23 protein-coding genes and 1 tRNA gene are annotated in these 18,795 nt (G+C 68.4%); 13 read left to right on the top strand and 11 right to left on the bottom strand.

Annotated features, from left to right (window positions below; genetic code table 11):
* Positions 1-34: 34 nt before the first annotated feature.
* The 10 genes from ACGFNK_RS08080 (at position 35) to ACGFNK_RS08035 (ending at position 5,212) form a co-directional block, all read left to right on the top strand.
* Positions 35-295 (top strand): hypothetical protein, encoded by a 261-nt coding sequence (locus ACGFNK_RS08080; RefSeq protein WP_393413053.1) that lies wholly within the window; start codon positions 35-37, stop codon positions 293-295.
* Positions 295-906: a DUF2637 domain-containing protein gene (locus ACGFNK_RS08075; protein WP_393413051.1), complete on the top strand. Its 612-nt coding sequence runs from the start codon at positions 295-297 to the stop codon at positions 904-906. The genes ACGFNK_RS08080 and ACGFNK_RS08075 overlap by 1 nt, the downstream gene beginning before the upstream one ends.
* A 17-nt stretch (positions 907-923) precedes the next feature.
* Positions 924-1,133, top strand: a complete 210-nt coding sequence (locus ACGFNK_RS08070) for a hypothetical protein (RefSeq protein ID WP_393413049.1) — start codon at positions 924-926, stop codon at positions 1,131-1,133.
* Positions 1,133-1,324 carry a mobile element transfer protein gene (locus ACGFNK_RS08065; RefSeq protein WP_033321455.1) on the top strand — a complete coding sequence of 64 codons (192 nt, stop codon included), beginning with the start codon at positions 1,133-1,135 and terminating at the stop codon, positions 1,322-1,324. Before ACGFNK_RS08070 ends, ACGFNK_RS08065 begins: the two co-directional genes overlap by 1 nt.
* A 9-nt stretch (positions 1,325-1,333) precedes the next feature.
* On the top strand, positions 1,334-1,528 hold the full coding sequence (locus tag ACGFNK_RS08060) for a hypothetical protein (RefSeq protein ID WP_393413047.1): 195 nt from the start codon (positions 1,334-1,336) through the stop codon (positions 1,526-1,528).
* A 14-nt stretch (positions 1,529-1,542) separates the two neighbouring features.
* Positions 1,543-1,806 carry a SpdD protein gene (locus ACGFNK_RS08055; RefSeq protein WP_393413045.1) on the top strand — a complete coding sequence of 88 codons (264 nt, stop codon included), beginning with the start codon at positions 1,543-1,545 and terminating at the stop codon, positions 1,804-1,806.
* Positions 1,807-1,938: 132 nt separating this feature from the next.
* Complete coding sequence (locus ACGFNK_RS08050) at positions 1,939-3,249, top strand: replication initiator (protein WP_393413043.1); 1,311 nt, start codon at positions 1,939-1,941, stop codon at positions 3,247-3,249.
* Positions 3,246-3,458: an excisionase family DNA-binding protein gene (locus ACGFNK_RS08045; protein ID WP_393413041.1), complete on the top strand. Its 213-nt coding sequence runs from the start codon at positions 3,246-3,248 to the stop codon at positions 3,456-3,458. The genes ACGFNK_RS08050 and ACGFNK_RS08045 overlap by 4 nt, the downstream gene beginning before the upstream one ends.
* Complete coding sequence (locus ACGFNK_RS08040) at positions 3,458-4,624, top strand: tyrosine-type recombinase/integrase (RefSeq protein WP_393413039.1); 1,167 nt, start codon at positions 3,458-3,460, stop codon at positions 4,622-4,624. Before ACGFNK_RS08045 ends, ACGFNK_RS08040 begins: the two co-directional genes overlap by 1 nt.
* Before the next feature lie 48 nt (positions 4,625-4,672).
* Positions 4,673-5,212 carry a GNAT family N-acetyltransferase gene (locus ACGFNK_RS08035; RefSeq protein WP_393413037.1) on the top strand — a complete coding sequence of 180 codons (540 nt, stop codon included), beginning with the start codon at positions 4,673-4,675 and terminating at the stop codon, positions 5,210-5,212.
* Positions 5,213-5,309: 97 nt separating this feature from the next.
* On the opposite strand, the gene ACGFNK_RS08030 is transcribed toward ACGFNK_RS08035, so the two are convergent.
* Positions 5,310-5,383: transfer RNA gene (locus tag ACGFNK_RS08030), tRNA-Gly, on the bottom strand.
* Between the two features lie 585 nt (positions 5,384-5,968).
* Between ACGFNK_RS08030 and dcd the strand changes: the two genes are divergently transcribed.
* Together dcd and ACGFNK_RS08020 are read left to right on the top strand one after the other, a co-directional pair.
* Positions 5,969-6,544: a dCTP deaminase gene (gene dcd, locus ACGFNK_RS08025; RefSeq protein WP_393413035.1), complete on the top strand. Its 576-nt coding sequence runs from the start codon at positions 5,969-5,971 to the stop codon at positions 6,542-6,544.
* 16 nt (positions 6,545-6,560) lie between these two features.
* The gene (locus tag ACGFNK_RS08020) at positions 6,561-7,040 is read left to right on the top strand and encodes a phosphoribosyltransferase (RefSeq protein WP_393413033.1); all 480 of its coding nucleotides are present in this window, start codon (positions 6,561-6,563) and stop codon (positions 7,038-7,040) included.
* Here the strand turns inward: ACGFNK_RS08020 and ACGFNK_RS08015 are convergent, their stop codons facing one another.
* The 6 genes from ACGFNK_RS08015 to ACGFNK_RS07990 all read right to left on the bottom strand — a co-directional run bounded on the left by ACGFNK_RS08015 (position 7,041) and on the right by ACGFNK_RS07990 (position 11,916).
* A complete protein-coding gene (locus ACGFNK_RS08015; RefSeq protein ID WP_033328980.1) occupies positions 7,041-7,235 on the bottom strand; it encodes a DUF5988 family protein in 195 nt (64 codons plus the stop codon).
* A gap of 95 nt (positions 7,236-7,330) precedes the next feature.
* Positions 7,331-8,617, bottom strand: a complete 1,287-nt coding sequence (locus tag ACGFNK_RS08010) for a sulfite oxidase (RefSeq protein WP_393413031.1) — start codon at positions 8,615-8,617, stop codon at positions 7,331-7,333.
* 230 nt (positions 8,618-8,847) lie between these two features.
* Complete coding sequence (locus ACGFNK_RS08005) at positions 8,848-9,816, bottom strand: YIP1 family protein (RefSeq protein ID WP_393413029.1); 969 nt, start codon at positions 9,814-9,816, stop codon at positions 8,848-8,850.
* Between the two features lie 138 nt (positions 9,817-9,954).
* A complete protein-coding gene (locus ACGFNK_RS08000) occupies positions 9,955-10,350 on the bottom strand; it encodes a nuclear transport factor 2 family protein (protein WP_386342537.1) in 396 nt (131 codons plus the stop codon).
* A gap of 105 nt (positions 10,351-10,455) precedes the next feature.
* Positions 10,456-11,622 carry a WD40 repeat domain-containing protein gene (locus ACGFNK_RS07995; protein WP_393413026.1) on the bottom strand — a complete coding sequence of 389 codons (1,167 nt, stop codon included), beginning with the start codon at positions 11,620-11,622 and terminating at the stop codon, positions 10,456-10,458.
* A gap of 12 nt (positions 11,623-11,634) precedes the next feature.
* On the bottom strand, positions 11,635-11,916 hold the full coding sequence (locus ACGFNK_RS07990) for a hypothetical protein (protein ID WP_393413295.1): 282 nt from the start codon (positions 11,914-11,916) through the stop codon (positions 11,635-11,637).
* On the opposite strand from ACGFNK_RS07990, the gene ACGFNK_RS07985 reads away from it, so the two are divergent.
* The gene (locus ACGFNK_RS07985) at positions 11,803-12,285 is read left to right on the top strand and encodes a DUF5753 domain-containing protein (protein ID WP_393413024.1); all 483 of its coding nucleotides are present in this window, start codon (positions 11,803-11,805) and stop codon (positions 12,283-12,285) included. The genes ACGFNK_RS07990 and ACGFNK_RS07985 overlap by 114 nt on opposite strands.
* 854 nt (positions 12,286-13,139) lie before the next feature.
* On the opposite strand, the gene ACGFNK_RS07980 is transcribed toward ACGFNK_RS07985, so the two are convergent.
* The 4 genes from ACGFNK_RS07980 to ACGFNK_RS07965 all read right to left on the bottom strand — a co-directional run bounded on the left by ACGFNK_RS07980 (position 13,140) and on the right by ACGFNK_RS07965 (position 18,673).
* Complete coding sequence (locus tag ACGFNK_RS07980; protein WP_393413022.1) at positions 13,140-13,874, bottom strand: IPT/TIG domain-containing protein; 735 nt, start codon at positions 13,872-13,874, stop codon at positions 13,140-13,142.
* 345 nt (positions 13,875-14,219) lie between these two features.
* The gene (locus ACGFNK_RS07975; protein ID WP_393413020.1) at positions 14,220-15,737 is read right to left on the bottom strand and encodes an FG-GAP repeat domain-containing protein; all 1,518 of its coding nucleotides are present in this window, start codon (positions 15,735-15,737) and stop codon (positions 14,220-14,222) included.
* 99 nt (positions 15,738-15,836) lie between these two features.
* A complete protein-coding gene (locus ACGFNK_RS07970) occupies positions 15,837-18,128 on the bottom strand; it encodes a (Fe-S)-binding protein (protein WP_393413018.1) in 2,292 nt (763 codons plus the stop codon).
* 89 nt (positions 18,129-18,217) lie between these two features.
* Entirely contained in the window at positions 18,218-18,673 is a 456-nt protein-coding gene (locus ACGFNK_RS07965; protein WP_393413016.1) for a hypothetical protein, read from the bottom strand.
* Positions 18,674-18,795 lie beyond the last annotated feature (122 nt).

Below are 18,795 nucleotides of genomic sequence, written 5' to 3'. Positions count from 1 at the left end.
ACCCCGCCATGCCTGAACACGGAGAGGAAACCTCGTGACCGCCACGATGTCCTTCTACGCGGACGCCGCTACCAACGTCCACCTCAGCCAGTACGGCACTCGCCGAACCCCGATCCTCACTCTCAACGGAGATGGCCACTCCCTGACCGTCTCGGTTTTCGACCGGGTTCCCATCGCCGATCACCTGGCCTTCGCCCGCGACCTGGCCGCCGCCTGCACCGACTATGTCAAGGCACTGGAGACCTACGCCGCCGCCCTGACCGGCGGCGACCAGGTGCCGGACGAGGAGCGGTGATGCGGCTGCCCATCCGCATTGACGCCGTACTCGTCCAAGCGGTGATCGCCGCCGCGCTGTCCTTCGCCCACCTGCACGATCTGGCCTACGCCGCCGGTCAACAGGGCTGGAAGGCGTGGGCCTATCCGGTCTCCGTCGACCTGCTGTTGGTGGCGGCCTGGCGGCGGCTCAGCTCCGGCGGGCCGAAAGCGGCCGGATGGTGCTGGTTCCTCGTCGCACTGACCGCATCGCTCGGTGCCAACGTCGCCACCGCCGGACTGCTCGACCTCGGCGCCGTACCGGCCTGGCTGCGCATCCTCGTCGCCGGATGGCCCGCCGTCGCATTCCTCGGCGGAACCCTGCTGGCCCACGGTGCTCCGACACCGACAGAGGTTCCAGCGGCGGAGCCAGAGCCCGCCGTGAACGCTGCGGCACCCGAACTGCCCACCGCAAAGCCGGAATCGGCGCCGCCCGCTCCAACTCCCCTTCCGCCCGCGCTCGTCACGCTCGCCCGCAAGGTCGCCGACGAACACCACGCCCGGACCGGAACCGCCATCGACACCTCGACGCTTCGCGCCCGGCTCGGCGTCCCGATGCCGCTCGCCGAAGCCATCGCCGCCCAACTCACCTGACCGTAGGAGACAACCCCTTGCGTCCGTCCACGCTCCGCACGCTCAAACGCGCCGCCGAGCTGACCCGACAGAACCGCCTCACCGAAGCCGTTCTGATCGCCGAGCCGGTCATCCTCGCCGCCGACACCTACGAGGGCAACGAGATCTTGCGCTGGCTTGCCGACCACGTCACCGACTTCACCGGCAACACCCACGACCACCACAACGACCAGAAGGAGACCCCCTGATGCCCGCAAATCCCCGCTTCCGCCGGGTCGTCCGCATCGGCCCTGTCCAGGTCGCCACCTACTACGACGGCCGGGGCCGCGAGAAGCACACCGCCGCTTGTACGGCTCCACGGTGCGGCTTCTCGACGGACTACGACAGCCGCGCCGCCGCCGAACTGGCCGCCCGAACCCACCGCTGCCGCGTCCGCTGAGGAGATCCCGTGACCGTCTCGCTGCCGCTCGTCTTCGTCCTGGGCGTCGTCGCCTGGGTCGCGATCAAGTTCCTGGGCGTCCGCCTCTGGGTCGCCGTCGTGATCGCGCTGTTCGGCTTCTGGCTCTCGCACACCTTCCTCGCCCCCGCCATCGAGTCCGGCACCCGTAGCGGTGTCGACGTCGTCAACGGCAACCACGACTGACAAGGAGTCCCGCCGTGTTCCGTCCCAAGCTGCCCGACGCCCCGCCCATGCCGACGACCATCACCACCACTCAGCAGAACCACGCCCCGGCTGCTCCCGCTGGCCGTCCGGTCAGCCCGTACGTGGGCGTCGGAGTCGGCGCGGTTGCTGCCGTGGTCGTCGTCGGCGTCGTACTCACCGCGCTCCTGGCGGCCGTCGCCGTCACGGCCATCTCCGTGGCTATCGCCGCCGTGGTCCTGCGCTCGCTCATCAGCAACAGCAGCGCGAACCAGCGCTGACCGGCCGCCGGGGCGGCAACAACGCCGCCAAGCATCCCGCCGCCCCGGGGCCGTCCCTCCCAACCGCCGAAACAGCCGAAAGGAACTCCCATCATCACCCGGCAGACTCCGCCCCCGCTGGCGGAACTCTCCATGCTGGCCTCCCTCGGCACCATGCCCGAGCTGGCCCGCCAACTCTCCGGCCTGGGCGGCTGCACCCGCCCCGTACGCCTCGACGGCCACCGCACGGAGTACGAGGTCAACACGGCAACCGGCGAGATCGGCCGCGTCCTGCACCACCTCGACTCGGCCGCCCTCCCCGCCGGTCAACTCCTCGTGCGCTGCAACAACCGACGTGCCACCCGCTGTGCGGCCTGTGCCGAGACGTACCGCCGAGACACCTACCACCTGATCACCGCTGGACTGCGCGGGGGCAAAGGCACTCCTGAACAAGTCGGCGTCCACCCGCGCGTGTTCGCCACCTTCACCGCCCCCGGCTTCGGCCCTGTCCACAACCGACCCTCCGGCGGGCGCGGCTGCCGCTGCGGCGTCCACCACGACCAGGAGGACGCGGCCCTCGGCACACCCCTCGACCCCGACACCTACGACTACGAAGCCGCCGTGCTCTGGAACGCACACGCCGGGGCCCTGTGGCGCCGCTTCTCCATCTACCTCCGCCGCGAAGTCGCCAAGCGCGCGGGGCTCACCCAACGCGCATTCCGCGAGTACGCGCGCGTCTCCTTCGCCAAGGTCGCCGAGTACCAGAAGCGCGGAGCCGTGCACTTCCACGGCGTCATCCGCCTCGACGGCCCCGACGGCGGCGACACTCCGCCCCCGGCCTGGGCCACGGCCGAGCTGCTGACCGATGCCATCCGCGCCGCCGCCACTGCCGCGCGTGTGGACGGGCCGGTGATCGACGGCCGGGCGCACACCTTCGCCTTCGGCCGTCAGCTCGACGTCCGGACGATCCGCTCCGCCGACTTCGACGACGGCCAGGAGCTGACTGAGCGGGCGGTGGCCGCATACATCGCGAAGTACGCCACCAAGGGCGCCGAGACGGCGACCGGCACCCTGGACCGGCCGCTCAAGTTCCTCGCCGAGCTGGCGCAAGCCAGGATCACCGACCATGCCCGTCGCATGATCCGCACTGCCTGGGACCTCGGCGCACGCCCCGAACTGGCAGACCTCCGGCTCCGTGCCTGGGCCCACATGCTCGGCTTCCGCGGCCACTTCTCCACCAAGTCCCGTCGCTACTCCATCACCCTCGGCGCTCTTCGCGATGCCCGCGCCGAATGGCGCCGCGCCCAAGCCACCCCGGACACCCTGACCGCCCCGCAGGACGGCGAAACCACGCTCGTCCTCGCTCACTGGGTCTTCGCCGGAACCGGCCTCAGCACCGGGGAGCAGTGGCTGACCGCATCCCTCGAACCCGCCCCCGGAACGGAAGGAGACCCGACCGCATGACCGACCGCTACCTGTCCGTCGACCAGGTCGCCGAGCTGCTGGGCACCACCGCCCGCTTCCCCCGGCGGCTCATCGAGGAGCGGCGCATCCGGTATGTGAAGGTCGGGCGGTACGTCCGCATCCCGGAGAGCGCCCTCCACGAGTACATCGCCTCTCGCACCGTTGAGCCGGTCCGGCTCCGCCGAACGGGACTGCGGAGGGTCGCCTGATGGCCAACAAGAAGGGGAGGCGCCGGCGCTTTGGGGCAGTCCGGCAGTACCGGTCTGGGAAGTGGACGGCCTCGTACCTCGCGCCCGACGGGCAGCGGGTTCGCGCGTCCGAGACCTTCGAAACCAAGACGGACGCTGAGGTATGGCTCTCCCAGGTGGAGGCAGACCTCAGCCGCGGTGACTGGCCCTCTCCCGACGCGGGCGCCGTGAACTTCCGTGTGTACGCCGAGAAGTGGGTTGAGGAGCGGGAGTTGTCTGTTCGTACGGTGGACCTGTACGAGGACCTTCTTCGGCTCCACATCCTCCCGACCTTCGGGCCGCTCGACCTGGACGAGATCACCGCCCCTCGCGTCCGAGAGTGGCGGGCCGAGCGACTGCGAACGACGGGTGCCAAAACGGTTGTGGCCAAGGCGTACCGCCTGCTCAAAGGCATCATGGAAACGGCCGTTGATGACGACCTGATCAGCCGCAACCCGTGCCGGATCAAGGGCGCGGGGAAGGAAGCTGCGACCGAGCGTCGGATTGCGACCGTCGCCCAGGTCGATGCCCTCGCCAACGCGATCGGTATCCGCTGGCGGCTCATGGTCTACCTCGGGGCCTACGGTCCGATGCGCCCCGAGGAACTGGCCGGGCTGCGGCGCCGAGACGTAGACCTCGATTCCCTCGTGATCCGCGTCCGGACCGCCGAGCCTGAGCGCACCAACGGCAAGCGCGCTCCCGGTGCGACCAAGTCGGATGCTGGTGCACGCTTCGTCGTCCTTCCGGGCTTCCTGGAGAAGGAGTTGAAGCGCCATCTTGCCTGGTACGCCGAGAAGGGGCCTGATGGGCACCTCTTCGTCGGTGAGAAGGGGGCTCCCTTCCGCCGCACTTCTTTCGGCCGGAAGTGGAGGCGCGCCCGTACTGCTGTCGGCCTCCCAGAGGGCTTCCGCTTCTACGACCTTCGTCACACCGGACACACGCTTTCAACGCGTTCCGGCGCGACGCTGAAGGACACCATGGTCCGGGCCGGACAGTCCTCCGAGAAGGCCGCGTTGATCTATCAGCACTCCGACGACGAACGGCAGCGCGAGGTGGCGGCTGGGCTCGACGAGATGGTGCGCGCCGAGCGTGCGAAGCACCACAAGGACGACCCCGCGCACCACAAGCAGAAGCCCACCGGTAGCTAGGCCTTCTCTTTCGGATCGCTCTCGTGGGTGAGGGATAGGTTGCTCGCCATGACTGAACTCGGACCCGTGGCCTGGCCACCTGCCCCGATCAGAACCGAACGGCTCGTGCTCCGCGAGCCCGAGGCCCGAGACCGGGCGGCGTTCGTCGAGCTGCTCGCCTCGCCGGAGGTGCACACCTACCTCGGAGGCCCCCGGCCGCGTGACGAGCTTGAGCGCGAGATGCCCGAGGTGCCCGAGCGGTGGCCGGGGAGTTTCGTCGTCGATCTCGACGGGGCGATGATCGGCCAGATCCTGCTCAGGAGAGCACCGGAGCACCATCGCCCGGCTGCCGCGGGGAAGGCCGATCTCGGCTACCTGTTCCTGCCGCGGGCATGGGGATTCGGATACGCCGCCGAGGCGTGCGTGGCGGCACTCGACTGGTTCGACGGCGTCCTTCCCGGCGAGCCGGTGGTGCTCGCCACCCAGACCGCCAACGTCGGCTCGATGCGCCTCGCGGCAAAGCTGGGGTTCACCGAGGTAGAGCGGTTCCGGGCCTGGGACGCTGAGCAGTGGCTCGGCATGCGGTCCCCGGTCACTCCATCCGGTTGAGCCATAGCCCAGCCCTTATGGTGCGGTTGTGGTGCGCCACCCGTCCACCGGTCTGGACAACAAAGAACCCCCGGGTCTCTGACCTGGGGGTTTCACATGGAGCGGGTGACGAGAATCGAACTCGCGCTCTCAGCTTGGGAAGCTGATGTTCTACCATTAAACTACACCCGCGTAAGACGCCGACTGAGCGGCGTCGGAAACGCGGGTTCACTGTACCTCATGCCAGGCCCCAGGCGTCGAAGCCGTGGGGCCTGTGGTCGTTTTCGGGGGGTGGACTGGGCTGCGTGGGGCGGGAGTTGGGGCGTACGGTGGAGGGGTGGGAGAGGGTGTGGGCGGGATCGGAGTGCCGCCTGGAGGGCCGTTCTGTTCGTCCCGTAATGTGGCGTTTCACGTCAGTCAAACGCGGCTCTTGGGGAAGGGACTCTGAGGACTTGATGGAACGCAGCACCGTCGTCCGTTGTGCCGAAGGGCACGTGTTCAGCACCGCCTCGCTTCCGATGCAGCAGGCCGAGCGGCTCGGCCCCGGCCGGTTGATCCGATGTCCGCGCTGTGCCCGGCTACGGAACGTCGTACCCGTGGCGATGGAGAAGCGGTAGCGGAGAAGCGGACCGGCCAACAAGCGGACGGCAAGCAGTAAGCGGCACCACGGTCAGACGGCCACGGCCAGACCACGGCTACATCTCGTAGGGGCCCGTCACAGTCCTCGGATACTCGGTGGATTGTGGCGGGCCCCTGCGCTCTGCGTATCCTCAGGGCGTGCTTCTCTCTGACAAGGACATCCGGGCCGAGATCGACTCCGGGCGGGTCCGGATCGATCCGTACGACGATTCCATGGTGCAGCCGTCGAGCGTCGACGTGCGGCTCGACCGCTACTTCCGGGTGTTCGAGAACCACCGTTACCCGCATATCGACCCCTCCATCGAGCAGGCCGACCTCACTCGGCTCGTCGAGCCCGACGGGGACGAGCCGTTCATCCTGCACCCCGGGGAGTTCGTGCTGGCGAGTACGTATGAGGAGATCTCGCTTCCCGATGATCTTGCGTCGAGGCTCGAGGGGAAGAGTTCGCTGGGGCGGCTCGGGCTGGTCACGCATTCCACCGCCGGGTTTATCGACCCCGGGTTCTCCGGGCACGTCACGCTCGAGCTGTCCAACCTCGCCACGCTTCCCATCAAGCTGTGGCCGGGTATGAAGATCGGCCAGCTGTGCATGTTCCGGCTCAGTTCGCCCGCTGAGTTCCCTTACGGCTCCGAGCGGTACGGGTCCCGTTACCAGGGCCAGCGCGGGCCCACCGCCTCGCGGTCCTTCCTCAACTTCCACCGAACCCAGGTGTGAGGGCGGCAGGGCCGGCATGAGCGACGTACGCGAGAATCTCAGCTACGAGCAGTTCGGCGGAGCGGTACGGGAGTTGGCGCAAGCCATCGCCGATGACGGGTACGAGCCCGATCTCGTCCTCTCCATAGCCCGTGGCGGTGTTTTCGTCGCGGGCGGGCTTGCTTATGCGCTCGATTGCAAGAATCTTCATCTGGTGAATATCGAGTTTTATACCGGAGTCGGTACAACTCTCGACATGCCCGTTATGCTCGCGCCCGTTCCGAATGTCATCGATTTCACCGATAAGAAAGTGCTCATCGCCGATGACGTTGCCGACACCGGCAAAACGCTGAAGCTCGTGTACGACTTCTGCCTGGAGCATGTCGCCGAGGTGCGGTCCGCCGTGATCTACGAGAAGTCGCAGTCGCTGGTGAAGTGCGAGTACGTGTGGAAGCGGACCGATGAGTGGATCAACTTTCCTTGGAGCGTCCAGGATCCCGTCGTGAAGAGGGGCTAGCTACTCGGCGATCTCCGTACGCTCCCACCACTCGTAGACCGGCAGCTTTCCCTTCGCCGTGTCCTGGCGTCGTGACGTCGGGCGGAAGTGTTCGTAGCCTCCGCGGTGCGGGATCTTCAGGTCCTCGCCCGCCGGGGCCGTGGCGGGGACGATCCTCTCGGGCAGGTCGTCGGGGCCGCCCTCGAGGGCTGCCAGGGCCGCTGCCTCTGATTTCTCCGACGTGTTGCTCGGCGTGCTGCTGTTGCCTGTCTTCGTGGCCATGTTTCCAGAGCTCCTGTGGTTCAACGCCTTCAGTCGCCCCGCGGCAGGCAGATCACCGGTATTCGCTGGACGAGGTTGTTGCCGAAGCCGCCGCGGTTCCAGGGCTGGTCGAGGGGTTGCGTGTGGCCCGCGGCGTCGGTGGCGCGGGCGGTCAGTACGTGGGTGCCGGGGGTGGCCTCCCATGTCGTACGCCAGCTCCGCCACACCCACGCGCTGCCCTCGAGCCCGTCATGCCCGCCGGGCCCGTCCTCGAGAGCGGCCTCCGTCCAGGTGTCGCCGTCGTCCGTGCTCACCTGGACCTTTGTCACCGGGGCGTGGCCCGACCAGGCGCGGCCCTCCAGCTGCACGGGGCCGGGGCGTACGACGCGGGTGCGGGACATGAAGTCGGGGAAGCCCGGCGGGATCATCAGCGCGCGCGGGGCGATACGGGTGACCGGTTCGCCGGGGTCGTCCGCGTTGTCGGCCGAGCGACGGTAGCGGTAGGCCACCGTCTGCTGGAATCCCGTGAAGGGTGTGCTGGTCAGGGCGATGTCGCGGAGCCATTTCACATGGGCCATGCCGTACCAGCCGGGTACCACCAGGCGTACGGGGTGGCCGTGCTGCGGTGGCAGTGGGGCGCCGTTCATCTCGTACGCCACCAGGACCTCGGGGTCGTCGGCGGTGGCGTCGGAGAGGGGGAGGCTGCGCTGGTAGTCCTGCTCCACGCCGCGTTCCACGCCGTGGTCGGCGCCGGTGAACACGGCCTCGACGGCGTCCGGCTCGACCTCGGCCTCTGCGAGCAGCGTACGCAGCGGGACCCCCGTCCAGTCGGCGGTGCCGACCGCCTCGACCAGCCAGGGCTGGCTCACGGGCCGCGGGGTGAGCCGGGCCCGGCCGTTGCCCGCGCACTCCATCGTCACCCGGTGTGTGACGGCCGGGAACGAGCGCAGGGTCGTCATGTCCAGGGACAGCTGCGTGCGTACGCGGCCCCGCACGGTGAGCGTCCAGTCGTCGGCGCCGGCGGCGTCGACGGTGGGGATGTCGTAGTGGGTGAGTACGTAGTGCAGTCCGGGCGGTGTGACCTCGTACCGCAGGGCCTCCAGTGGCAGCCCGTGATTGCGGGTCGCGAGCGCGAGTTCCTCCGCGGTGATCCCCTCGGCGGGCTCGGCCACGCGCGACGGTGCGCTGACGGCCCGTAGCGCGCTGATGTGCGCGTCGGCGGCGTGGGCGTCACCGGCGTGCTCGACGCTTGCGTGGGCGTCACCGAGAGGCCCGTCGTGCGGCACGATGCGCTCGGCTTGCCCATCCCGCTTGGCCTGTACGTCGCGTGCATCCATCAGAATCGCTTCCCTGCGCTGTGATATTTTCCTTTCGTCCCGCAAGGGATCGGTTCGGGCTGGACCGCAGCCCTCGGGTTGGAAGCCCCCCTCCTTTAAGTGGGGGAGCGGAGTCACGTGTCCATCGTGCGCTCGCGAGCCGTACTACGCGAGACCAACTGGACTGAGAAATGCCGAGGCGCGGCACACGTGACGTGTGCCGCGCTCGTCGTGCCGCCTAAGTGCCAGACTCAGAACGTCCCCAGCTTGATGATCGACAGCAGGGCGATCAGCTGGATCGCCGAGGCGCCCAGGGCCTTCGGCCACGGAAGGTCATGGGACTTCTTGACCATCAGCGTGAACAGGGCGGCGGCTCCCAGCCAGGTCACCCAGCCCAGGATCTGGACGAACGGCGCGTCGCCGCCCATGAAGAGGGCCACGATCAGGCGGGGGGTGTCCGTGACCGACATGATCAGCATGGAGAGGCCGACCGTGGGCTGCCAGGCGCCGTCGCCGCCGAGCTGGCGCGCGAGGGTGTGGGTGACCACGCCCAGGATGAACGCGCTGAGCACGATCGCGACAGCCGTCGTCAGGACGATGGGGACGGCGTTGGAGAGCGTCGCGTTGATCGCGTCCTCGCGTGCGCCGTCGAAGCCGAAGACCGCCAGCATTCCGTACAGGAACGTCACGATCAGGGCCGGGCCCCACATCGTGTAGTCGCGCATCTGCAGGAACGTCTGGTTCGGGCGCATGATGACGCCGCTCAGCAGTTCCTTCCAGTGCAGCCGCGGCCCCACCGGGGGTGCCGCCGCCTGGCCGGCGCGGTAGGTGCCGCCCTGGTTGTACGGGTCCTCGCCGATCCCGAACGCCTGGGTGTGGCCCGGGTTGTTCGCCGCGTATGGGTCCGGGCCCTGGCCGTGGTGATCGTGGTCACCGAAGTACTCCGGCTCGCCGTGGCCGTTCGCCTGGGGCCACTGCTGTCCGCCGTTGCCGTACTGGTGCGCCTGCGGTGCAGGGGGATAGCCGTACGACGGGCGGCCCGGAGGCGCCTGCTGTCCGTACGGTTGCTGCCGCCCTTGCTGTTGCGGGCTTGCTTGGGTGCGGTTGTCCCGGCCGCGTCCGATCCTGAATCCAGCCACGTAATCGAACGTACCTGGTCTCACGGAGCCGTGCGCCGGGCCCGGGAGAACGGACCCGGCTTTGACGCTGAGCTGTGACATCCCCTAAGGGGTTGCCCAGCCGCTTTTCAGTGGCTGCTCAGGGTCGGCTCACGTTTTTGCGGTACGCACGTCCGGGTAGCGCGTTGCCGTCGCCGTACGTCATGCGTCGCGAGTGGTGCGTCGTGCGTCGTGCCGGCGTCACGACCAGAACTCGTTGCTCCTGTCGATGTCCTCGATACATTCGTCGAGGTCGGTGATCTTGTCTCCGACGATCCGGAAGACGATGCCTCCGTTCTCGTCGAGCTGCTTGCCGCCCCGCTCGGCCGTGAAGCGGTGCAGGGTGACCGCGTGGCCCCGGCCGTCGACGAGGACATGGCGCAGTTCGACGCGCATGGTGCCGTTCGTCTCCTCGTTGAGCCTGCGGTACATGTCGACGATCGCGTCCTGGCCCTTGAAGTCACCCGCGAGCGGGTGGGTGCCGGGTGTGTGGTGCGTGGCGTCCCCGGACATCAGTCCGCGCAGGGTGTCCATGTCACCGCGCTGGAAAGCCTCGTAACCCTTGCGTACCAGTGCTGCGTGCGGGTGTTCAGCCATGGTGCTCGCCACCTTCCGTGGCTCCGTGAATATACGGCTTACGTAGGCAATTGTTCGCCTTTGCCGTCGCCTGAGCCACTGGGAGCGAGAAGCCCCCGCCGCGTATCAGCTCTCGCACGTCCTGCGGTACGGAATGTCCGGAAGGTACGTCTTCCAGTCCGGCTCGGAGAGACCGGAGCCCGTGCGCTCGCACAGCCGGCGGATCACGTGGGCCGGGGCGAAGTCGTACGTCCGGAGCGGGACGTGACTTCCGGCGACGTACAGGGTGGTGCCGTTCTCGGCGAAGGCGAGTGCGAGGGGCTGGTCGCCTGGGCCGGGGACGGCTGAGCCCAGGGGGCGGCTGGAGGGGACGTCCCAGAGCCGGACCGTGCCGGAGTCGTCGGCGACCGCCAAGGTGTCGCCGTCGGGGGAGAAGGCGAGGGCACTGACGGACTCAGTCGCCTCCGTGTCGGCCAGGATGCCCAGGCGGCTGCCTATCTCGCCGTCCCACACCGTGACGCGGCCGTCGCTGTCGCCCGCCGCGAAGTACCGGCCGTCGGGGCTGAAGGTCACGGTGCTGATGTCCGTGTCGCCCAGGGTGCCGTAGGCCACCCGTCCCGAACGGAGGTCGGCGACCTCGTTGTTGGAGGACGCCAGGGTGCGCAGGTCGCCGCGGACGGCCAGGACTTCCGCGCTGATGTTCTTGAGCGTCCGGGTGCGTTTGTTCCGGCGTACGTCCCACACCTCGACCCGGTTTTCCGTCGCCCGGGAGACCAGCAGGGTGCGCCCGTCGGCGCTGAGCGCCAGGGCGTCGACGTCGGCGAAGCCCTCCTCGCCGAAGCGGATGGTGATCGTCGCCCGCTTGCGGTGGGCCGCGACGTCCCACACCGTGATCGACTGCCGCGTGACGAAGCTGCTCATTTCGTCGGTCTGCGCGTACGCGAAGGTGCGGCCGTCGGCGCTGAGCGCCAGCATGTCGGAGCACTCGCCCGCCTCCGCCTTGGTCGCGGGGCACGGCTTGTGCGGCACCGTGAAGGCGCTCTTCGAGCTGTGGGTGTCCTGCAGGCGGATGCCCGCCGCGGCACCGGTGGAGCGCACGGTGACCAAGGTCCGGCCGTTCTGGCTGAGCAGCGCGCCCTGGGCGGTCTCTTGCTGCCAGCGGGGGGTCGTCGCCGGGCCGAGACCCAGGGAGCGTACGGCGCTGGCGGACCCGTTGAGATAGCGCAACTGGCCTGCAGTGAAGTCGAGTTCGTACGAGATGGTCCCTTCGGTGGCCAGTGCCTGACGGAACACGGGTTTGCCGGGTCAGGACAGCCGCCACATCCGGATGTCGTCCGCGCCGGCCGCGAGGAGGAACCTCGAGTCCGCGTTGAACCGCACCGATGCCAGCGACTGACCCGTCAGCCGGCCGATGACCCGCCCCGAGCGGATATCCCGGACCTGGATTCCGGTCTTGGAGGTGAGCGCGACGGCGTGGCCGTCGGGCGAAAAGGCGAACTCACTGTCCTCGCACAAGCCCTCGTCCAGTCGCGACATCCAGGGGCGGAAGAGGAGCTGGAAGTACGCGTCGAGTTCAGGCTGCGCCACCAGAAAGCCCTGGAGGGGATGCAATATCTGGCGTTGATCCACGAAGCCGCTTTGCGGATCAGAGTGGCCGACAGGAACGTGGCCCAGAAGCAGCTGCTGCAGATCTTGGAGCGGTCCGAACTGCCCCAAGTCATCGTGCGCGTCGTGCCGTTCGACGTGGACGGCTTCGCCGGAGTCGCCGATCAGCTGGTGTACGCACGTGGCCCGGTACCGCAGTTGGACACCGTCATGGTGGACAGCCAGCTTGGTGGTGCTTTCCTGGATGCAGAGGCGCAACTCGCGCGCTATCGCGCGGTTCTGCGCAAGGTGGAGAGGGTCGCGTTGGGGGCCGTAGAGTCCCTGGAGTTGATCCAAAGCTCAGGCCGCTGAAGAGCGCCAGTAACGTCCACTCCACACCTGCGGGCCGTCCGCCGGCCTCGACATCCGCTGCGTCGTCCCCAGGCGGCTTGTGCGACACCGGCCTCCCCCAGTGCGACCGGATGTCACTGACCTGCAGCAAGGCAACGATGCCGAGAACGAACGCGCCGAAAGCAAACGCAACCAGTCGATACGACAGCGACTGCCCGGCGAGCATCCCGATCAGTACGAAGGCCCACCCCCAGCGCAGCCATCCCCGCCCGAAGCCCGAATGTGGCTGGCGGGGGAACGAGGGACCAGCTGATCCACTCTCCGGCCCGGACCAGGGGCCGAGGCGTCGAACCGAGCCGTCGCCCGGCCCGCAGCACCGCCCACCCCACACCCGCGACGATCGCACTCACACCGGCGAAGCCGACGCCGTCCAGCCACGGCGCATCGAACAGCACGAGCACACCCGCCAGGACACCGAGGCCACCGATCGTCATCAGCAGGACCCCGACACCCCGCAAGAGCAGCCCCAGCCACGAAGTCATGGTCCTCGACGGTACGTATCCGACTGGGGGACCCGTCCCGAGCCGGATCACACCACCTCCACCGACGCCGACTCGCTCGTACGTTGAGGGTGCCTGGGAGATGCGCCACTTCCTCGGAAGCGGCCGCCGCGGGAGCGGTACGGCGCGCAGCCGCACTGAGCCTGAGCGGTGTCGGCGTGGTGCGCCGGACCCGGCTGTCGGGCGCGGCCGTCCGGCGCGATCGGCTTCCGGGGACTGGCCGGTCCCAGTCCCCCGGCTGAGTAGCCCACGGCTCCAGGTGCACGGCAGGGCGGGTGGTTCTGGACTCAGCGAGCCACGGTCCGGCCCGCCAGGTCACGGCACGTAAAGGAAGGTGTCAGGCGCGGCGTCGCTGCCGCCTGTGGTGGTCACCTCGACGGTGACCGCACCCGAGGAGTGGGCGGGGGTCACGGCCGCGATCCGTGTGTCGGACAGGACGGCGAACGACGTGGCCGCGACACCTCCGAAGGTCACGCCTGTGGTCGTCGACAGAGCGGTGCCCGTGAGGTCGACGAGAGTATCTCCCGCGGTCGGGCCCGTGACCGGGCTGAAGCCGGTGACGGCTGGAGGAGTCACGAAATCGAAGGACATTGCGGCTGTCCCGCCGCGACCCGTGACGACCAGGGGCACGGTGCCGGCCGCGACGGCCGGGGTGACAACGGTGAGTTCGCTGTCAGACACCACCGTTGGTGTGACGGCGGATCCGCCGAATCGTACGGATGTGGTGGCAGCGAGACCACGCCCGGTGATGGTGATCGTGCTCCCGCCTGCGGTGGGCCCGGACGCTGGTGACACGTCAAGGACAGCGGGTGGGGGGACGTAGTAATAGGGCACCGGATTACTGGTGCCCCCCGGTGTGGTGACCGTGGCCTCGACCACGCCCGCCCCCGAGGGGGAAACGACCGAGACCGAGGTGGCCGTATTGGCGGTGATCGTGGCCGGCTCAGATCCGAAGTGGACGGCTGTTGCGCCACTGAGGCCAGTGCCGGTGAACGTCACCACGGCGCCACCGCCGGTGGATCCCTGTTCCGGGTCGATCGGCATTTTCATCCATCACTTTCCTGATCCACTCGGCACCGCTCGCGCATATCACGCTCCTTGCGCCTGGAGATCACCTAAGGCAGCGAATAGCACTGCTTTTACAGACGAGTTGGTGAGGAAATACCCGAAGCTGAATCCGACTAAGCCAGAGCACTTGTTCGATGTAAACAGGGACCCGCCCTGAGCGGCTTGTACGAAAAGGCGTTTGACGGGGAGAGCACCCGTCAAACGCCTTTTGCGTGCTCAGAAACCCTGAACAGAGGTGCAGCCGGCAGAGCACCGATACCGCACCCGGAGACGGCGTACAGCGCCAAGGTGCACACGATCGTCACTGTGCGGCGTGCGCGGGACCGGTCACCCAAGGTCCAGCTCCTCCTCCGTGACATGCCGTGAGGCCTTGGTGTCCAAGCCCTCCGGGGAGCCCGGGAACACCCAGAACCCCCTCGTACGGCGCGTGCCGGAACCGTCCTCGGACCGCTGGTTGCCGGAGGCGGCGACCACGTCGAGGCGGCCGTCGCCGTTTACGTCGAGCAGAGGTGGCTTGGAGATCAGGCGGTGGCGGATGTACTGCTTGTCGCCCGCTCCGGGGTCGCGGTTGTCTCCGTCCACACCCGTGGATTCCAGGTCGACCGCCTGGGGTTTGGTGGCTGGGGTGACGCGGGCGATGTCCGGGATCAGGAAGACGAGCCCGTGGGCGCTGTTGATCGCGGGCGCGCTCAGTACGAGGTCGGGCCGTCCGTCGCCCGTGACGTCACCGACCGCTCGGCCCTCGGTGCCTCCGCAGCAGCGGGAGTTGAGGCCGGGGAGGTCGGTCAGGGTGACCGGCGACGCGGAACTCGCCTTCCCGGGCGCCGAGTTGACGCTGACCGCGATCTTCTGGTCGTAGGCGGAGAAGGTCGCCTTGTACAGCTCGTCGTCGCCGTCGCCGTCCACATCCCCGGGATGGCCCGCGAACTCCTCGCCCTGCTCGGACTCCTGCGCCCGTACGAGCCCACGCGCCGTACCGCGGAAATGGTGCACCCCTCGGACGCTCAGGTCGCCGTCGCCCTCGCTGTCGGGGTCGGTCCACTCGAACCACACGGTCAGCTCGGCGCGGCCGTCGCCGTCGTAGTCCTCGGAGGTGGACTGGTAGGGCGCGCTGTCGGCGGGGACGGGGCCAGTGAGTTCGGCCTGGCGGGCCGGCTTGCCCGTACGGCGGTCGAAGGGGCCGTGGAAGACGACCCCTGCGGACCCGGCGGACGATCCGTCGGACCGTCCGAGGCGGAAGACGTCGCCGCTGCCGTCCCCGTCGAAGTCGGCGACGCTGCCGGAGTCGCCGCCCGCGGGACCGAGTTCGCGCAACGCCTCGCCGCTGACGGCGAGTTGACGTATCCCCGTGATCCCGCGCGCCCCGCCCCACAGCGCGTACTGCTTGCCGTCGTTCACCGTGACCAGCAGATCGGTGAACCCGTCGCCGTCCAGGTCGGCACGGTGCAGCCGGGGCATGTTGTCGGCGTCACGGCCCGGGTGGCCGCCGCCCACGGCGAGCGTCGTACGGGTGCGGGGGTCGGGGCCGCCCGCCGAGCCGTATACGACATAGACGGCGCCGGGGCGGGCGAGGGCCACGTCGTCGTAGCCGTCGCCGTTGAGGTCGCCTTCGCGGGGGCGGTCTTGTGGCTGCCCGGCGGCGGGGCGGTCGGGGCCCTGGGCGAGGGCGCCCAGCGTGAAGCCGGTGGAGGTGGCGTTCGGGGGCGTGGGGGCGGAGGGCGCCCCCGGCCCCGTAGCCCTGCTTCCGCCGTCCCCGGAGCCCCCGCCCGCCGTGTCGCATCCGGTGGCGGCGGCGCCCAGCAGGACGGCGCACGCGACCAGAACCGCACCCCTTGTCGCTCTCATCTCACGACAACACCCCATGCTCCCGGTGTGAACCAGGGACATGGGGTGCTTCGTTATCCAGCCGTACCCGTTGCCGTCGGGCTGCCGTTACCTGAGCCGCTACTTCACCGGCTGCGGCTCCGACTCGCTCTCCGACTCGGTCTCGCCCGCCGGCGGCTCGTCGTCGACCGGCGTCCTGACGGAGTCGAGGAGCAGCTGGGCCACGTCCACGACCTGGATGGACTCCTTGGCCTTGCCATCGTTCTTCTTGCCGTTGACCGAGTCGGTCAGCATGACGAGGCAGAACGGGCAGGCAGTGGAAATGATGTCGGGGTTGAGAGAAAGCGCCTCATCAACACGCTCGTTGTTGATGCGCTTGCCGATCCGCTCCTCCATCCACATCCGCGCACCACCGGCGCCACAGCAGAAGCCGCGCTCCTTGTGGCGGTGCATCTCCTCGTTCCTGAGGCCCGGGACCTTGCCGATGATCTCGCGCGGGGGCGTGTAGATCTTGTTGTGGCGGCCCAGGTAGCAGGGGTCGTGGTACGTGATCAGGCCCTCGACGGGGGTTACGGGGATGAGCTTGCCCTCGTCGATGAGGTGCTGGAGCAGCTGGGTGTGGTGGATGACCTCGTAGTCGCCGCCGATCTGCGGGTACTCGTTGCCGAGGGTGTTGAGGCAGTGCGGGCAGGTGGCGACGATCTTCTTCGCGGACTTCGGCTTCTTCGACTCCGCGGTGAAGTTGCCCTCGTCGTCCATCTCCTCGCCGAACGCCATGTTCAGCGCGGAGACGTTCTCCATGCCGAGCTCCTGGAACAGCGGCTCGTTGCCGAGCCTCCGCGCCGAGTCACCGGTGCACTTCTCGTCGCCGCCCATGATCGCGAACTTGACGCCCGCGATGTGGAGGAGTTCGGCGAAGGCCTTGGTCGTCTTCTTCGCGCGGTCTTCCAACGCGCCCGCGCAGCCGACCCAGTACAGGTACTCGACCTCGGACAGGTCCTCGATGTCCTTGCCGACCACCGGTACCTCGAAGTCGACCTCCTTGGTCCACTCGAGGCGCTGCTTCTTGGCGAGCCCCCAGGGGTTGCCCTTCTTCTCCAGGTTCTTGAGCATCGTGCCCGCCTCGCTCGGGAACGCGGACTCGATCATCACCTGGTAGCGGCGCATGTCGACGATGTGGTCGACGTGCTCGATGTCGACGGGGCACTGCTCGACGCAGGCACCGCAAGTGGTGCAGGACCAGAGCACATCCGGGTCGATGACGCCGTTCTCTTCGAGGGTGCCGACAAGCGGCCGCTCGGCCTCGGCGAGCGCGGCGGCGGGAACGTCCTTCAACTGCTCCTCGCTCGCCTTCTCCTCGCCCTCCATGGTCTTGCCACCGCCGGCCAGCAAGTACGGGGCCTTTGCGTGCGCGTGGTCGCGCAGCGACATGATGAGCAGCTTGGGGGAGAGGGGCTTGCCGGTGTTCCAGGCGGGGCACTGCGACTGGCAGCGTCCGCACTCGGTGCAGGTGGAGAAGTCCAGCAGACCCTTCCAGGAGAACTGCTCGACCTGGCTGACACCGAAGACGTCGTCCTCGCCGGGGTCGGTGAAGTCGATGGGCTTGCCGCCGCTGGTCATCGGCTGCAGCGCGCCGAGGGCCGTCGAGCCGTCGGCGTTGCGCTTGAACCAGATGTTGGGGAAGGCGAGGAAGCGGTGCCAGGCGACACCCATGTTGGTGTTCACCGAGACCGTGATCATCCAGATCAGCGACACACTGACCTTGATCATCGCGGTGAGGTAGATCAGGTTCTGGAGCGTTCCGACGCTCAGCCCCTCGAAGGCGAGCACCAGCGGGTACGAGGCGAAGTACGCGGCCTCGTAGTGCGCCACGTTGTGGATCGCGCCCTCCAGGCCGCGCAGCGTGTAGATCGCCAGGCCGATGGTGAGGATGACGTACTCGACGAAGTACGCCTGCCAGGCCTTGGAGCCCGTGAACCGGGACTTGCGGCCGGCCCGGGAGGGCAGGCTGAGCAGCCGGATGACGATGAGTACGGCGATGCCGATGACGGTCATCACGCCGATGAACTCGATGTACATCTCGAACGGCAGGAAGCCGCCGATGACCGGGAGGGTCCAGTCGGCCTCGAAGAGCTGCCCGTACGCCTGCGCGAGGGTGGGCGGGAGGGTCAGGAAGCCGACCGCGACGAACCAGTGTGCGAAGCCGACGATGCCCCAGCGGTTCATACGTGTGTGGCCGAGGAACTCCTTGACCAGCGTCACGCTGCGGTCCCAGGGGTTGTCGGTCCGACTGCCGGCGGGAACGGGCTGGCCGAGCTTGAAGTGCCGGACGAACTGGCCGACGGCACGCGCGAGCAGAGCAACGCCGATCACGGTCAGGACCAGCGACACGACGATCGCGGCGAGTTGCATTTGGGGACTCCTCGGGCCTGCGAGGGGATTCGTCGAGGAGGTCCGCGAAGGTCGTCCTCGAGATTACTAAGCGGTAACTTACGTACTCCTCAGAGTACCCGCATCCTGTGCCGCACTGTAGTCAGCGGCGCGGTGATCTGTGCTACTGAGGGTTGCCTGAGTGTGTCCCGGCTGCTGAGGGTCAGGTCCCTAAGGTCGCCGAGACCGACATCGCGGTGGCAGGTCTGGATTCGGCGCCTGGCCCACATCAGTGACTCGTGCCGCAGCAGCATGGTCTTACCGGCTCCGGGTACTCCCGGCACGACGGTGTGGCGTGTCTGTCGCAGGGCTGCTTCGAGCCGGCCGCCCGATCCGCCGCGCAACGGCCCGTACACGGACTCCATCGGTAGCTTGAGCGTCTCGTCGACCTGGAAGGAGACGGGGAACTCCTTGTGCCGGCGGTGCACCTCGCGGGTGTACCTGGCGAGGGCCGCCCTGCGGGGCAGCCGACTGCCGGCGAAACGGCCGTAAAGCTGCCTCAGGTTCCCACCGCCCCGACCCGTCACGGACCTGAAGGGCACGGGGAACTGCGCGAGCAACCACAACGAACCGGCACGCGCCGAGCGCACCCCAGCTCCCCGTCCCCCTAGGTGAAAAACGGCCCCTGAACGTAAGGTTCACATAAAAG

This window comes from Streptomyces sp. NPDC048825 (assembly GCF_043198355.1).
GTDB classification, from domain to species: Bacteria; Actinomycetota; Actinomycetes; order Streptomycetales; family Streptomycetaceae; genus Streptomyces; species Streptomyces xiangluensis.
The sequence above is the reverse complement of the archived record's forward strand: the minus strand, read 5'-3'. Positions and strand labels throughout refer to the sequence as shown.